The sequence below is a fragment of the Pseudomonas sp. EU05-FHT14B02 genome, assembly GCF_058791055.1.
In genome coordinates, this window is record NZ_JBYTDD010000005.1 from 158,512 (window position 1) to 173,323 (window position 14,812).

General features: G+C 53.9%; 12 protein-coding genes and 1 pseudogene. All 13 read right to left on the reverse strand.

Annotated elements, in window-relative coordinates; all coding sequences use genetic code 11:
• Nucleotides 1-55: 55 nt before the first annotated feature.
• Nucleotides 56-1,279, reverse strand: coding sequence for an oligosaccharide flippase family protein (locus AC3WTM_RS07375; RefSeq protein ID WP_102671974.1), 1,224 nt, complete (start codon nt 1,277-1,279; stop codon nt 56-58).
• 5 nt (nt 1,280-1,284) lie between these two features.
• Nucleotides 1,285-2,334 (reverse strand): NAD-dependent epimerase/dehydratase family protein, encoded by a 1,050-nt coding sequence (locus AC3WTM_RS07380; RefSeq protein ID WP_102671975.1) that lies wholly within the window; start codon nt 2,332-2,334, stop codon nt 1,285-1,287.
• Nucleotides 2,335-2,395: 61 nt separating this feature from the next.
• Entirely contained in the window at nt 2,396-3,673 is a 1,278-nt protein-coding gene (gene tviB / locus AC3WTM_RS07385; RefSeq protein ID WP_102671976.1) for a Vi polysaccharide biosynthesis UDP-N-acetylglucosamine C-6 dehydrogenase TviB, read from the reverse strand.
• A gap of 501 nt (nt 3,674-4,174) precedes the next feature.
• Complete coding sequence (locus AC3WTM_RS07390; protein ID WP_102671977.1) at nt 4,175-5,215, reverse strand: LPS O-antigen chain length determinant protein WzzB; 1,041 nt, start codon at nt 5,213-5,215, stop codon at nt 4,175-4,177.
• Nucleotides 5,216-5,613: 398 nt separating this feature from the next.
• On the reverse strand, nt 5,614-5,928 hold the full coding sequence (gene ihfB, locus AC3WTM_RS07395) for an integration host factor subunit beta (RefSeq protein ID WP_102671632.1): 315 nt from the start codon (nt 5,926-5,928) through the stop codon (nt 5,614-5,616).
• A 149-nt stretch (nt 5,929-6,077) separates the two neighbouring features.
• Nucleotides 6,078-6,362, reverse strand: a complete 285-nt coding sequence (locus tag AC3WTM_RS07400) for a hypothetical protein (RefSeq protein WP_102671633.1) — start codon at nt 6,360-6,362, stop codon at nt 6,078-6,080.
• Between the two features lie 210 nt (nt 6,363-6,572).
• Complete coding sequence (rpsA, locus tag AC3WTM_RS07405) at nt 6,573-8,264, reverse strand: 30S ribosomal protein S1 (protein WP_007973639.1); 1,692 nt, start codon at nt 8,262-8,264, stop codon at nt 6,573-6,575.
• Between the two features lie 120 nt (nt 8,265-8,384).
• Nucleotides 8,385-9,074: a (d)CMP kinase gene (cmk, locus tag AC3WTM_RS07410; RefSeq protein ID WP_102671634.1), complete on the reverse strand. Its 690-nt coding sequence runs from the start codon at nt 9,072-9,074 to the stop codon at nt 8,385-8,387.
• Entirely contained in the window at nt 9,071-11,278 is a 2,208-nt protein-coding gene (locus tag AC3WTM_RS07415) for a bifunctional prephenate dehydrogenase/3-phosphoshikimate 1-carboxyvinyltransferase (protein ID WP_256586067.1), read from the reverse strand. The genes cmk and AC3WTM_RS07415 overlap by 4 nt, the downstream gene beginning before the upstream one ends.
• A gap of 28 nt (nt 11,279-11,306) precedes the next feature.
• Nucleotides 11,307-12,419 carry a histidinol-phosphate transaminase gene (gene hisC / locus AC3WTM_RS07420; RefSeq protein WP_102671636.1) on the reverse strand — a complete coding sequence of 371 codons (1,113 nt, stop codon included), beginning with the start codon at nt 12,417-12,419 and terminating at the stop codon, nt 11,307-11,309.
• Between the two features lie 13 nt (nt 12,420-12,432).
• A complete protein-coding gene (gene pheA, locus AC3WTM_RS07425) occupies nt 12,433-13,527 on the reverse strand; it encodes a prephenate dehydratase (protein ID WP_102671637.1) in 1,095 nt (364 codons plus the stop codon).
• The gene (gene serC / locus AC3WTM_RS07430; protein WP_102671638.1) at nt 13,527-14,612 is read right to left on the reverse strand and encodes a 3-phosphoserine/phosphohydroxythreonine transaminase; all 1,086 of its coding nucleotides are present in this window, start codon (nt 14,610-14,612) and stop codon (nt 13,527-13,529) included. The genes pheA and serC overlap by 1 nt, the downstream gene beginning before the upstream one ends.
• Before the next feature lie 28 nt (nt 14,613-14,640).
• Nucleotides 14,641-14,754: pseudogene (locus tag AC3WTM_RS07435) on the reverse strand (outer membrane lipoprotein carrier protein LolA); the annotation flags it as partial.
• Nucleotides 14,755-14,812 lie beyond the last annotated feature (58 nt).

Below are 14,812 nucleotides of genomic sequence, written 5' to 3' on the forward strand. Positions count from 1 at the left end.
ATATCACTTTCAGCCATGGGTGCTGCACCATCACAACTCACACCCAAAATGCTTATCATAACACCAACTTACGGCCACCCAGGACCGCCAGTACAGTAAGTTGAGTTGCTAGCGCCAACACAAAGGACCTGAAAAGATCGACGGCCAACATATCACCTTTGAAACCTGCGACTACCGTTAGCAACAGATAAACAAACGCATAAAAGCAACTGCCGAGAAAAACAACCCTGGTCATATTTTTGCTATGCAGTATTTGAGTAACGATTGTAGTCGTAAGCCCTATACCACCCGCCAACACTGCGTAAGCCAGAAGATCATTTTTGCTGCAAAAACTACTACCGAGCAAACACAACCAGTAACTCTGTGTCAAAACCAAAAACACAGGCAAACAAACTGAAATTGACACCCCGAGAATCAAGTACAATTTGCTGGCACTATTTCCGCGCCCTGCCAGCTTTACAATGGCATAGGATGTAAGCGAGCTTGGCAGCACGGTCACCAAAATATAAAATAGAAAAAACAGATTGAAGTAGCCAACCTCAGACACATTCAAGCTTGAGTTGGCAAATATCATCAGGCAAACAATATGGACAGGAGCCCCGAGAAGCATACTACCGGCGACGGTCGGAGCCCCTGAAAGTGAAAGCAATGCCATCATTTGTCGGAAAGAGGAAATCTCTCGTCCCTTCCGCTCTTCGCGGCTGAACTTATTTTTCCGTATGGTAAAAAAACCAAATGCGGGAGCGATTAGCGTACAAATTGCAAGTGCCAGGATGACACCCTCTATTTCTCCTCCAATCTTCGCAATGGAAACTACCAGCAGTAACCCAAGCAGACCATGAAGCGCCAGCGCAGTTGCCCATTTCCCTGAAGTATTAAGGGAGAACATAAGGCCGGTTATAGTCAAATTGCAAACACAAGCAAAACCCAGAAAGAATGCTCCGATCAGCAAGTAACCAGGATTCATTTCGTACGAGGAAGCAGGCGCCGGAAAAACCAAAAGCACGATGACACAAAGAGCACCTACAACGATGCCGCCCCATGACATGAGCCCCAAGGAAGTTCTGTAATTTACTTTTTCGGTATTAAAGACCGCGTAGCGGCTCAACGCTACACTCAAGCACTCCCCTACCACCGTCGCGATACCTGTTACGATCGCATAGTGGTAAGAAAATACGCCGTACAACTCAACACCTAAAATTCTCGCCAAACTAAACAACAAAACAAACATACAAAGTTTGTTTGCAAGAACAGTGATTGCGCATATCTCTTTAATCACTGACTTTAACTTCTTGCAAAGAACGAGACATACCAATCTGCAGCTTTCAACATACCTTCGCCAACATTGAAAAGCGGCTTATAGCCCAACAGATTCTTTGCCTTATCAATATTTGCCTGAGAGTGCCTTACGTCGCCCACACGAAAATCCCGATAGACCAAATCCGAGGTAGACGTGACATCAACACGAGCCAAAGCATCCTTGATACAGGCAAAAACCTGATTCAATGTTGTCCTGTCACCGACGGCGACGTTGTAAACATTATTTTTGGCTTCCGGACTGGCACAGGCAGCCAGTATATTGGCCTGGACTGCGTTTTCTACAAAGCAAAAATCCCGACTGGTTTCACCATCACCATTCACGAAAACTTCTTCGTTATTGATCATGGCCGCTGTCCACTTAGGAATCACGGCAGCATAAGCGCCATTTGGATCCTGACGCTTGCCAAAGACGTTAAAATAGCGAAGCCCAATGGTATTGAAACCGTATGTACTGGAAAAAACCTCGGCATACAATTCGTTTACATACTTCGTGACCGCATAAGGGGAAAGCGGCTTACCAATCACACCTTCAACCTTAGGAAGCCCGGGATGGTCCCCATAGGTAGAACTGGACGCGGCATAAGTAAAACTTTTTACTTTCGCATCCTTTGCCGCAACCAACATGTTCAAAAAACCGTCGATATTGGTGCTGTTCGTTGTAATAGGGTCATTGATAGAGCGAGGAACAGAGCCTAATGCAGCCTGATGTAAAACGAAGTCCACTGGAATATCTGTGGCCGCTGGAAAGGTCATCGCACTTCTGCAATCGTCAATGTTTCTGATATCACCTTTTACCAGTGCAAACCGCGCCCATTGCTCAGGACTCACTACTGATTGCACTTCATCGAGATTTCGCTGGTGCCCTGTTGCAAAGTTATCGAGACCTACAACCCGCTGATCTAATTGCAGCAATGTCTCCAATAAATTGGAGCCAATAAATCCGGCCACCCCCGTCACCAGCCAAACCTTTGGGGATTGTTGAATTTCAGCTTTAACTTCTTCGAAACGGATCATGTAGTTCTCGACTTGGTTTTTTCCGGCGGTAACGAATCAGGGTCATTACTGACCCTGAGATTCAGAGACGCAGATCTGATTGAGAGGCATCCAGCAGGTACTTAAGGTCATATAGAACGTGCTCTGCCTTACCCAAGCTCCGAATCTGCTCAGCCCCCATTGCAGAGAATTCATTATGTGCGACAGCCAGAATGATACCGTCGTAAGAATTAACCTGTGGCTGGCCGATAGGAGTGATTGAATACTCGTGCATTGCTTCCGCCGCATCAACCCACGGGTCATAAACATCAACAACAATATTGAATTCAGCGAGTTCATTCACAATATCGATGATTTTAGTGTTACGCAGATCCGGGCAGTTTTCTTTGAACGTCAACCCCATGATCAGGACGCGAGCACCGTCAACATGAATTTTACGCTTCAGCATCGCCTTGACAAGTTGAGAGACCACATAGGCTCCCATGCTGTCATTCAAACGACGACCCGCTAAAATGATCTCGGGATGATAACCAATAGACTGTGCCTTGTGAGTCAGGTAATAGGGATCTACACCGATGCAGTGACCACCCACCAGTCCTGGGCGGAATGGCAAGAAATTCCATTTCGTCCCCGCTGCTTCCAGAACAGCCTGAGTATCGATACCCATCTTATTAAAAATAAGTGCCAACTCATTGATCAGGGCAATGTTCAAGTCGCGCTGCGTGTTCTCAATAACCTTTGCCGCTTCGGCAACCTTGATACTCTTGGCTTTATGAGTTCCGGCGATAATGATTGTGTTATACAAAGCATCGACCAGATCAGCAACCTCAGGAGTGGAGCCGGCGGTTACTTTTTTAATGGTAGTAACACGATGCTCTTTATCACCAGGATTTATCCGCTCTGGGCTATAACCTGCATAAAAATCAACATTGAACTTTAGCCCGGATATTTTCTCCAGCACTGGAACACAATCTTCCTCAGTAGCACCAGGATAGACCGTTGACTCGTAGATAACGATATCGCCCTTTTTCAAAACACGACCAATCGACTCACTTGCCTTAATCAAAGGAGTCAGATCCGGCCTCTTATGCTCGTCAATTGGGGTTGGAACGGTAACAATAAATATATTGCACGCAGACAACTCTTCCAGCACAGAGCTAAAACTTAAACCCGATGCGGAGCGCAACTCACAATCGGACACTTCAAGAGTAGCGTCATGACCGGCCTTTAGCGCTTCGATTCGACGCTGGCTGATATCAAATCCGACCACTTGCATTTTTTTGCCAAACTCAACCGCCAGCGGCAAGCCCACATAACCGAGACCCACTATGGCCAACTTTACATCTTCGAGTTTAAGCATTGTTTTCCCTTGCCATTCATCAATATTAAGTCGATCGTAAAAAAGCGCGCCAAACCTTGCGCCTTAGAAACAAAAATCACGGCTGCCTAAGTCAGAAATTATACCGAAAGCGCCTAACGGAGCCATAACATTTTTCAGAAAGCCAAGGAGGAATCCAAGCGCTCCCTCCTTCCGCCTGTGCATGCTTTAACAACCGCCACTGCAAGGCAAGCCGTCGCAACGCAACAGTCGATTTTCGAGCGCGACCTGCCTATCACGATGCCGGGCACATACTCAACCCCGCATCAGAAAAAACGTGCAAAATCCGACAAAGAGGAGGTTCCCCACAACGAAGAAACCTTGCGAGAACTGATACCAGGAAAGTCATCGGAATCACAATCCCCAAAAAAAACCAATCCAGCTTGACTAACCGGAAAGACAACTCGCTTTTAACCTGAAGACAGAAGTACCCCTCCTTGGGCGATGTACTACTTATGCACAGCAGAAAAAATTGAAATACAGCTATTCCGGTTTTACTGCAAAGAACCGACGAAGCAATACGAAAGCAACGCCTGCGATCAAACCTGCAACAACACCCAATATAAGGACCAGCGTCTTGTTAGGTTTCACTGGACTGTCTGGTAATTCCACTACCCCATCTTGCCGATAAACAGAAACCGACGCCGGATCTGTTTTCAACCCCTTAAAGAAATAGTATTGATCCTGAAGATCACGCAAATTCTCCGTAAAGGGGTCATCGGACTTGCGAGCCTGCAAACTTTCAATTTCCGCTTTTAGTGCTTTAGAGCCACGCATATACGTAAGCTGTCCAGCCTCACCACCCGCTATAACCGATTGATTCACCGTGATCGAAGGCGGCTTCTCCAGACCGATTGACTCAGCGATTCGCAGCGCCTCACTCAACCTGGCGATCGAATCCTCTTTGGCCTTGCTGCTTTTTTCCCTCGCGGAACTTATCTGCTGCTCCAGATTACGAGCCCTAACTTCAGACTCAATTGAAACGTTCTTGATCATTTCGCTCTTGGCCAACTCACCAGCCTGAGCAACATATGCAACAACCCACTCTTTGGCCTTCTGGGGATCTGTAGCCTGTACGACAACCGAATACCTGTCAGAGGCCTCCCTAAGCGGCGGAACCACACGCAGCACACGAGAGAACGTCGAGTACAGAACATCCCGGGACTTTTTTCGCTCATCCGAAGACAAACTCGGAACATAAGTCTTGCTAAAAAAATCTAGACGGAGCGACTCCGCTTGCAAATATCGCGTGTAGATATCATAGACATCCTTAACCGTGTAAGGAACCAACTCGGACTCTTTCATCCGACCATAATTAAAGTTGGATATATCATTCTGAGAAGGCGGCATCACAAAAGCCTTCGCCTCATACACGGGAGCGACAAGGAAAGCATAGCTCGCTGCGAAAGCAGCACCTAATAAAGTAAAACCAATGATAATAAGTTTTTGCCGAAAAATCGCACGAACAAAATCCTGAAACTCAAAATCTTCTAATTCACTACCTTTTTTTGAATCGACGCGCATGTTTTGTTAGCCTTTTTTACTTAAGCGGTCACATTAATTGTACATACCAAACCACTTGAGAATCTTCAACGCAAACCAAGCAAACAAAGCCCCCCCCTTATCTGCTCTCGCAATATACTGTATTACATACTCGAACGAGCGTAAAAACATCAAACAAATTAATACCAGCCTATCGCCTGCGCCTCCTAACCCCAAGAAAATGAGCCACCACAACCCCCCCACCAAAGATCATCCCCACCAGGAACGAAGCGACTCCGAACATCGAGATCTGTAGCTGAGGCAAAGAAAAACCGAGAAAGGAAACGACGACAAGCTGCTGGTTTTCCAGCACGAAGAGCAGGCATGCAACTGATATTAATAAGACAAGCCCGGTAATCATAAATCGCTTGATGCGACTCTTATCTCGCCAACTCATCGCCACCTAATTCCTCCTCATCTTCATTTACACGATCACGTAACTCTTTACCTGGTTTGAAATGCGGAACGAACTTGCCATCGAGACTGACAGACTGGCCGGTTTTCGGATTGCGCCCTACCCGTGGCGCGCGGTAGTGCAGAGAGAAGCTGCCAAACCCCCGGATCTCGATACGATCCCCGGTAGCCAGACATTGGGACATTTGCTCAAGCATGGTCTTGATGGCCAGCTCCACATCCTTGGATGAGAGCAGCCCTTGATGGGTGACAATTCGTTCGATCAACTCCGACTTCGTCATATTTTTCCCTTCTTTTTCAAGCAGCTAGATCAGCGCTTCAAAGGTTTTAGCACGCCTGCACGATTTTGAACAGCCTGAGTTTTACCATCTATCCCAGGCCCCCAAAATGCTTGATTCCCGGAACGGGAAGACTCTGGGCGATCACCCTGTCATCGGCAAATCACCAGCATAGTGCGCGTCAGGAAACCTGCCGGGTTGAACCCGAAAAGCCCAGCCTCCTCCTCGTCGCCCTTGAGATCATCAGACTTTGCCACGACCTGGTAGCGCGCTCCCTTGCATTCCTTGGCCGCACGCTTGTAACACTTGTCCCATTTCGAACCGAGCCCTGAACAATCGACCTCAATACCGCTAATCCCACGCACTACGTGAGTTTTGGCGCTGGTGGTACATCCCGCCAATGCCAGCACTGCCACTGCGACAATGAGCTTGTTCATTCACGTCCTTTTGCCAGAAAGCCTGCCAGGCGATCATTAGTCTCAGGCTAAAGACTAGCTGTAAATAAGCGCTTGATCCGACTAAACATTCAGACCTTCTTTCGGCGTTTTTGGTTAACGACCCAAGCAACTGCATCCGAACGCAACTCACCAAACGCCAGGCACAAAAAAGGGCGACCGAAGTCGCCCTTTTTTACAGAAAGTCAGAACTTAGTTCTGCTTTTCCATTTGTGCACGCAGCAGGTCACCCAGAGTGGTGGCCACAGGAGCATCAGTAGCTACTGGCTTGTCGCGCAGGCTCTGGATTGCTTCTTTCTCGTCTTCAACGTCTTTCGACTTGATCGAGAGCTGAATTACACGGCTCTTGCGGTCAACGCTGATGATCTTGGCTTCTACTTCTTCGCCTTCTTTCAGAACGTTGCGCGCGTCTTCAACGCGGTCACGGCTGATTTCGGAGGCTTTCAGAGTCGCTTCGATATCGTCGGCCAGAGTGATGATGGCGCCTTTAGCGTCAACTTCCTTCACGATGCCTTTAACGATGGCGCCTTTGTCGTTCTCTTGAACGTACTCGGAGAACGGATCGCTTTCCAGCTGCTTGATACCCAGGGAGATGCGCTCGCGCTCTGGGTCAACCGACAGGATAACGGTGTCCAGCTCGTCGCCCTTCTTGAAGCGGCGAACGGCTTCTTCGCCCACTTCGTTCCAGGAGATGTCGGACAGGTGAACCAGACCGTCGATGCCGCCGTCCAGACCAATGAAGATACCGAAATCGGTGATCGACTTGATGGTGCCGGAGATTTTATCGCCCTTGTTGAACTGGCCAGAGAAATCTTCCCATGGGTTAGATTTGCACTGCTTGATGCCCAGGGAGATACGACGACGCTCTTCGTCGATGTCCAGAACCATGACTTCCACTTCGTCGCCGACTTGTACGACTTTCGAAGGGTGGATGTTCTTGTTGGTCCAGTCCATTTCGGAAACGTGTACCAGACCCTCAACGCCTTCTTCCAGCTCAGCGAAGCAGCCGTAGTCGGTCAGGTTGGTTACACGCGCGGTAACGCGAGTGCTTTCTGGGTAACGGGCTTTGATAGCAACCCATGGATCTTCGCCCAGTTGCTTCAGACCCAGGGAAACACGATTGCGCTCGCGATCGTATTTCAGAACCTTGACATCGATCTCGTCGCCAACGTTGACGATTTCGGAAGGATGCTTGATACGCTTCCAAGCCATGTCGGTAATGTGCAGCAGGCCATCGACGCCACCCAGATCGACGAATGCGCCGTAATCGGTGAGGTTCTTGACGATACCTTTGACTTGTTGGCCTTCCTGCAGGGATTCCAGCAGAGCTTCGCGCTCGGCGGAGTTCTCGGCTTCCAGGACACTGCGACGGGAAACGACAACGTTGTTGCGCTTCTGATCCAGCTTGATGACCTTGAATTCCAGCTCTTTGCCTTCCAGGTGCGTGGTGTCGCGCACTGGACGGACGTCAACCAGAGAACCTGGCAGGAACGCACGGATGCCGTTAACGTCGACAGTGAAGCCGCCTTTAACCTTACCGTTGATAACGCCCTTGACCACTTCTTCGGCTGCGAAGGCTGCTTCCAGAACAATCCAGCATTCAGCGCGCTTGGCTTTTTCACGGGACAGCTTGGTTTCACCAAAGCCGTCTTCAACCGAGTCCAGAGCAACGTGAACTTCGTCACCGACGTTGATGTTCAGTTCGCCAGCGTCGTTGTAGAACTGCTCAAGCGGGATGAGTGCTTCAGACTTCAGGCCAGCGTGAACGGTTACCCAGCGAGCCTGGTAATCGATATCAACGATAACACCGGTGATGATGGAGCCTGCCTGAAGGTTCAGGGTTTTTAGGCTTTCTTCAAAGAGTTCCGCAAAGCTTTCGCTCATTTTAATTCCTGTTGATGAGGGCGAAGAATACGCCCATCTCCACACCCCAGACGGTGTGGGTTAGTTTCATTTAAAAGAAGCCACCGCAGGACTATGACTGGTCCCCTGCGGCCTTCTTGGTCACCCGGCGATATCGCGAATGGCGATCTCGCTCATGATGCGTTCCAGCACCTGGTCGATGGATAATTCCGTGGAATCCAGCTGTATGGCGTCAGCCGCCGGTTTAAGCGGGGCTACCGCTCGCTGGGTGTCACGCTCATCGCGCGCACGTATCTCATCTAGCAGACTCGACAGACTAACACCCTCGACTTTGCCCTTCAACTGCAAATATCGACGGCGTGCCCGTTCCTCGGCGCTGGCGGTCAGAAAAATTTTCAGCGGTGCGTCCGGAAAAACCACTGTGCCCATGTCGCGACCATCTGCCACAAGACCCGGCGCCTCCTGAAAAGCCCGCTGGCGTTGCAGCAGCGCCTCGCGTACAGCCGGCAACGCAGCTACCTGGGAAGCACCGGATCCGACGCTTTCGGTGCGAATGACATCGCTGACTTCATCACCTTCCAGAATGATGCGCTGCAACTGACCGTCCGTCGCCGCGACGAACTGCACATCCAGATGAGCGGCGAGTTTCTTCAGCAGCTCTTCATTGGTCAGGTCGACACCATGGTTATGCGCAGCGAAGGCCAGCAATCGGTACAACGCACCGGAATCCAGCAGGTTCCAGCCCAGACGCTTGGCCAGAATCCCGGCAACCGTACCCTTGCCCGAACCACTTGGCCCATCGATGGTGATGACCGGTGCAATGTTGTTCACGACTGTGCCTCTTGCGCCACGCGAATACCGACCTGTGCGCACAGCGCCAGGAAGTTCGGGAACGACGTCGCGACGTTGGCGCAATCATGAATGCGGATTGGTGCACTGGCGCGCAGCGAAGCAACGCTGAACGCCATGGCAATACGGTGATCACCATGACCGTGCACTTCACCGCCGCCGATCTGGCCGCCGTCGATGATGATGCCATCCGGGGTTGGTTCGCACTTTACGCCCAGCGCCAGCAAACCATCCGCCATGACCTGGATGCGATCCGACTCCTTGACCCGCAACTCTTCGGCGCCACGCAACACTGTGCGCCCTTCAGCGCATGCGGCGGCGACGAACAGCACCGGGAACTCGTCGATCGCCAGCGGAACCAGCGCCTCGGGAATCTCGATACCCTTGAGTTTAGCTGCACGCACGCGCAAGTCAGCCACCGGTTCGCCACCCACTTCACGCTGGTTTTCCAGAGTGATGTCGGCGCCCATCAGGCGCAGGATGTCGATCACGCCGGTACGGGTCGGGTTGATGCCGACGTGTTCCAGCACCAGTTCCGAACCTTCAGCGATCGATGCCGCTACCAGGAAGAACGCCGAGGACGAAATATCACCCGGGACTTCAATGTGGGTCGCGGTCAGCTTGTTGCCGGACTCGACCGATGCGGTCGCACCGTTGACCGTTACCGGGTAGCCGAAGCCACGCAGCATGCGCTCGGTATGGTCGCGGGTCGGAGCAGGCTCGGTGACCGTGGTCTTGCCTTCGGCATACAGACCGGCCAGCAGCAGGCAGGACTTAACCTGGGCGCTGGCCATCGGCATGGTATAGGTCAGACCCTTGAGCTTGTTGCCACCACGAATGGTCATCGGTGGACGACCTTCGGCGGCGGTTTCGATCACCGCGCCCATTTCACGCAGCGGATTGGCCACACGATTCATCGGGCGCTTGGACAGCGAAGCGTCGCCGGTCAGGGTGCTGTCGAAGTTCTGCGCAGCCAACAGGCCGGACAGCAGACGCATCGAAGTACCGGAGTTGCCCAGATAGATCGGGCCCGGTGCCGGCTTCAGGCCATGCAGGCCAACGCCGTGAATGGTCACGCGACCGTGGTGCGGACCTTCGATGACCACGCCCATGTCACGGAAAGCCTGCAAGGTCGCCAGGGCATCTTCGCCCTCGAGGAAACCTTCGACTTCGGTGACACCTTCGGCCAGGGAGCCAAGCATGATCGAACGGTGGGAAATCGATTTGTCACCCGGTACGCGAATCCGACCGGACAGGCGGCCACCAGGTTGAGCCAGGAAAATCAGATCGTTGGAATTCATAGCGTCCACATAGGCCCTGCGGGCCAGGATTTTACTGAAATGCTCGCGGGCAACCCGGGCGCGAGTGAAAACGCCCAACAATTGGTGCCCATCCCCTGCATCGACCGCGTCGCGCAAGGCGTCGAGATCGCTGCGAAATGTATCGAGTGTGCGCAGGACAGCTTCGCGGTTGGCGAGGAAGATGTCGTGCCACATGACCGGGTCGCTTCCGGCGATTCTTGTGAAATCGCGGAAACCGCCCGCAGCGTAACGGAAGATCTCAAGATTTTCATTGCGTTTGGCCAGCGAATCGACCAGGCCGAACGCCAGCAAGTGCGGCAGATGGCTGGTCGCGGCCAGTACTTCGTCGTGACGCTCGACCTGCATGTGCTCGACATCGGCGCCCAACTCGCGCCACAAACGGTCGACTACCGCCAGGGCTGCCGGATCGGTTTGCTCCAGCGGCGTCAGGATCACTTTGTGGCGACGGAACAGTTCAGCGTTGGAGGCTTCCACCCCACTCTGCTCTGAACCGGCAATCGGGTGCCCCGGCACAAAGCATGACGGCATCTTGCCAAATGCTTCGGTGGCCGCGCGCACCACATTGCCCTTGGCACTGCCGACATCGGTCAGGATCGCCTGCCCCAGATCCATGCCCGCCAGACGCGCAAGCACTTTCTCCATGGCCAGGATCGGCACCGCCAGCTGGATGACGTCGGCGCCCTGACAAGCAACGCCCAGGTCTTCTTCGCAGCGATCCACCACACCCAACTCGACCGCAAGCTTGCGCGATTGCAGATCGAGATCGACTCCGACCACTTCGCGGCACAGACCGCTTTCACGCAAGCCCTTGGCAAACGAACCTCCGATCAACCCGAGACCGACCACCACCAGGCGACCGATCATAGGTTCAGCAGATTGCAGCGCAGTGACATCAACCACGAGCCAGAACCTTGGTCAGCGCCTCAAGGAAGCGGCTGTTCTCTGCCGGCAGGCCAATGGTGATGCGCAGATGGTTTGGCATGCCGTAGTTGGCCACCGGACGCACGATCACACCTTCACGAAGCAAGCCCTGGAACACCGGGGCCGCAACCTGACCGAGATCGACGCAAATGAAATTGCCTTTGGATGGAATCCAGCTCAACCCCAGCTCACGGAAACCGGCCTCCAGCTGCTGCATGCCGGACTCGTTCAACTGACGGCTTTGCGCCAGATACTCTTCGTCCTTCAACGCCGCACAGGCCGCAGCCAGGGCCAGGCTGTTGACGTTGAACGGCTGGCGTACACGGTTCAGCACGTCTGCGACCACCGCCGTGGACAAGCCATAACCCACGCGCAGCGCCGCCAGACCATAGGCCTTGGAGAAAGTGCGGGAAACCAGCAGGTTCGGATAAGCCGCCAGGAAGTCCAGGCCATCCGGCAGATCGCTGCCTTCGGCGTATTCGATGTAAGCCTCGTCCAGTACGACCAGCACATGCTCCGGCACATCCTGCAGGAATTCGTCCAGCGCCTCGGCGTCGAACCAGGTCCCGGTCGGGTTGTTCGGGTTGGCGATGAACACCACGCGGGTGTTGGAATCGATCGCCGCCAGCATGGCAGGCAGGTCATGCCCCCAATCCTTGGCCGGAACCACTTTGGCCTGTGCGCCGACCGCCTGGGTGGCAATCGGGTAGACAGCGAACGCATGCTCGCTGAACACGGCGTTCAGGCCCGGTGCCAGATAAGCACGCGCAACCAGTTCCAGGATGTCGTTGGAACCGTTGCCCAGCGTGACCTGGTCGAGTTCGACGCGGCACTGCTCGGCCAGCAGGCTCTTGAGGGCAAAACCGTTGCCGTCCGGATAACGGGTCAGCTCGGCCAGCGCATCGCGGATCGCCGCCAGCGCCTTGGGGCCAGCGCCCAGCGGGTTTTCGTTGCTCGCCAGCTTGACGATGCTGGCTGGATCGAGGTCCAGCTCACGCGCCAGTTCGTCCACGGGTTTGCCCGGAACGTAAGGCGAAAGTTGTTGCACGCCCGGCTGTGCCAGAGCGAGGAAATTGCCACTCATTTGCTACCGCCCCTTAGAGAACTGCTTTCGGGTAGGAACCCAGCACCTTGAGTGCCACTGCTTCCTGACTGATCTTTTCCAGCACACCTTTGACCAAGGGGTCGCGGTGGTGGCCGACGAAGTCGATGAAGAACACATAGGTCCATTTACCGCTGCGCGACGGACGAGTCTCGATTCGCGTCAGGTCAATGCCATTGTCGTGGAACGGCACCAGCAACTCGTGAAGCGCACCCGGCTTGTTGCTCATCGAAACGATGATCGATGTCTTGTCGTCGCCGGTCGGTGGCACTTCCTGGTTGCCGATCATGAGGAAGCGCGTGGAGTTATCCGGACGGTCCTCGATTTTTTCGGCCAGACGGGTCAAGCCGTACAGGCCGGCCGCCATATCGCCGGCAATCGCCGCCGAGTTCCACTCACCCTTGACCCGCTTGGCCGCTTCGGCGTTGCTGGAGACCGCCACGCGCTCGACATTCGGGTAATGGGCGTCCAGCCACTTGCGGCACTGGGCCAGTGACTGGGCGTGGGAGTAGATGCGGCTGATGCTGTCGGTCTTGGTGTTTTCACCGACCAACAGGTGATGGTGGATACGCAGCTCGACTTCACCACAGATCACCATGTCATGTTCGAGGAAGCTGTCGAGGGTGTGGTTGACCGCGCCTTCGGTGGAGTTTTCCACCGGCACCACACCAAAATTCACCGCCCCCGCCGCCACTTCACGGAACACTTCGTCGATCGCCGCCATCGGCTTGCTGATCACGGCGTGGCCGAAGTGCTTCATGGCCGCCGCCTGAGTGAAGGTGCCTTCAGGGCCGAGATAAGCCACTTTCAGCGGCTGTTCGAGCGCCAGGCACGAAGACATGATTTCACGGAACAACCGCGCCATCTCTTCGTTGCCCAGCGGCCCCTGGTTGCGCTCCATGACACGCTTGAGCACCTGAGCTTCGCGCTCAGGACGATAGAACACCGGCACTTCGCCTTCGGCCAGCGAGGCCATCTTTACTCGCGCGACTTCCTGGGCGCAGCGCGCACGCTCACTGATCAGCTTCAGGACCTTTTCGTCCAGGGCATCAATGCGCAGGCGCAGTGCCTTGAGTTCTTGCTCAGACATTAGCCGTGTTCCTTCTCGAACTCTGCCATGTACGAAATCAGCGCATTGACAGCGTTGATGTCGACGGCGTTATAGATGGAGGCGCGCATACCACCCACGGAACGATGGCCCTTGAGGTTCAACAGGCCACGCTCGTCGGCACCGGCCAGGAACGGTTTGTCCAGGCGATCATCAGCCAGGCGGAACGGCACGTTCATCCAAGAGCGGTCCGACTTGTTGATCGGGTTGCTATACAGGCCGCTGGAGTCGATGAAGCTGTACAGCGTGCGCTGTTTGACTTCGTTGAGCTTGCCGATGGCCTCGACGCCGCCCTGCTCCTTGAGCCACTCGAACACCAGGCCGGACAGGTACCAGGCCAGCGTCGGCGGGGTGTTGTACATCGAACCGTTATCGGCCGCGACCTTATAGTCGAGCATGGTCGGGCACATGGAACGGGCCTTGCCCAGCAGGTCTTCGCGTACGATATTGACGACAATGCCGCTCGGGCCGATGTTTTTCTGGGCACCGGCGTAGATCATGCCGAAGCGCGACACATCCACCGGGCGCGACAGGATGTCCGAGGACATGTCGGCCACCAGCGGAACATCGCCGGTTTCCGGGATCCACTGAAACTCCAGACCGCCGATGGTTTCGTTCGGCGCGTAGTGAACGTAGGCCGCGTCTTTCGACAGCTTCCACTCGTTCTGGCCGGGAATGGCGAAATAATCGTAAGGTTTGGCTGTGGCGGCAACGTTGACGTGGCCGAAGCGCGAAGCTTCTTCGATGGCCTTCTGCGACCAGATACCGGTGTCGATATAGTCGGCCGAGCCGTTTTCCGGCAACAGGTTCAGAGGAATCTGAGCAAATTGCTGGCTGGCGCCGCCTTGCAGAAACAGCACTTTATAGTTCGAGGGGATATTCAGCAGATCACGCAGATCCTGCTCGGCCTTGGTGGCGATGGACACGAACTCATCACTGCGATGGCTCATTTCCATGACCGACAGACCCTTGCCGTGCCAGTCGAGGAGTTCACCCTGGGCGCGCTGCAGAACAGCTTCGGGAAGCGCCGCAGGACCGGCACAGAAGTTATAGGCTCTCTTGCTCACATCCAATCTCGCTCTGATTTGGTGGTATCACTGTAGGAGCGAGCTTGCTCGCGAAAAACCTGAGAGCGCAAGGGTGCACCAGACGCCCTGCGTTATCGTTGACGACCATCGCGAGCAAGCTCGCTCCTACAGGGGATCTCATTATTTCAAAAGGGACAAACAACAAGGGGGCGAATTTTCATCCGCCCCCTGCTTGCCCA